Source organism: Neisseria sp. P0022.S010 (genome assembly GCF_051956635.1).
Genome location: NZ_JBQCXF010000636.1, coordinates 1 through 1561 on the forward strand (window position 1 = coordinate 1; position 1561 = coordinate 1561).

1 protein-coding gene is annotated in these 1561 nt (G+C 49.5%); it reads left to right on the forward strand.

Annotation, left to right across the window (positions count from 1 at the left end):
• Positions 1 to 41 precede the first annotated feature (41 nt).
• On the forward strand, positions 42 to 1412 hold the full coding sequence (ffh, locus tag ACTHUT_RS20195) for a signal recognition particle protein (protein ID WP_250601545.1): 1371 nt from the start codon (positions 42 to 44) through the stop codon (positions 1410 to 1412).
• The last annotated feature ends 149 nt before the right edge of the window (positions 1413 to 1561 follow it).

A 1561-nucleotide genomic window follows, 5' to 3' on the forward strand; every position in this document is an offset into this window, starting at 1 on the left:
TGCCCTGTATTGGGCAGCTATTCTCATTATCAAGGATAAGTATGTTAGACAACCTGACCAACCGCTTCAGCAAGGTACTTAAAAATATTCGCGGCCAATCAACGCTGACCGAAGACAATATTAAAGAGGCCTTGCGCGAGGTTCGTCTTGCCCTGCTGGAAGCCGACGTTGCATTGCCCGTCGTTAAAGAATTCGTCAACACAGTCAAAGAACAGGCCCTTGGTCAAGAAGTCGTCGGCAGCCTGACGCCCGACCAAGCCTTTATTGGTGTGGTCAACCAAGCCTTAGTCGAATTGATGGGCAAGGAAAACAAAACATTGGATTTATCGGTTTCACCTCCTGCCATCGTTTTGATGGCCGGTTTGCAGGGTGCCGGTAAGACAACAACCGTCGGCAAACTCGCCCGCCTGCTGAAAAACGATCAGAAGAAAAAAGTTTTGGTGGTATCTGCCGACGTTTACCGCCCTGCCGCGATTGAACAGCTGCGTCTGTTGGCCGAACAGGTCGGCGTGGACTTTTTCCCATCCGATACCAACCAAAAACCGGTTGAGATTGCCACTGCCGCCGTCGATTACGCCAAAAAACATTTTTACGATGTCTTGATGGTCGATACCGCTGGCCGCCTGGCAATCGATGAAGAGATGATGAACGAAATCAAAGCGCTTCATGCGGCGGTCAACCCGGTTGAAACTTTGTTCGTTATTGATGCCATGCTGGGTCAGGATGCGGTAAATACCGCTCAGGCATTTAATAAAGCCCTACCGCTGACCGGTGTCGTATTGACCAAGATGGACGGCGACTCGCGCGGCGGTGCGGCATTGTCCGTACGCCATGTGACCGGCAAACCAATTAAATTTATTGGTGTCGGCGAGAAAATCAATGGCCTCGAACCTTTCCACCCCGACCGTCTTGCCAGCCGTATCCTCGGCATGGGCGACGTATTGACCCTGATTGAAGACGTTCAAAAAGGCATTGATGAAGAAGCCGCCGCCAAAATGGCGAAAAAGCTGCAAAAAGGCAAGGGCTTCGACCTCAACGACTTTAAAGAACAAATCCAGCAGATGCGCAATATGGGCGGCTTGGAAAACCTGATGTCGAAAATGCCGGGCGAACTGGGCCAAATATCGAAACAAATCCCCGAAGGCACGGCTGAAAAAGCGATGGGCAAAGTAGAAGCCATCATCAACTCGATGACCCCTAAAGAACGCGCCAACCCTGCCCTGCTCAAAGCCAGCCGCAAACGCCGTATTGCAATGGGTGCGGGCACAACCGTGCAGGAAGTGAATAAATTGCTCAAACAGTTTGAACAAATGCAACAAATGATGAAGATGTTCAGCGGCAACGGTTTGGGCAAACTGATGCGTTTGGCCAAAGGCATGAAGGGAATGAAAGGCATGTTCCCAGGTTTGTAAGCTAATTTGACAGAAAACGCCGTCTGAAATTTCAGACGGCGTTTTGTTTTGTATTCAAATTTAAAACCATGAGGCTTTAGCAACCATCTATTCTATAACGTCTAATATAAAAGGCCGTCTGAAATCCTATTTTCAGACGGCCTTTGCTC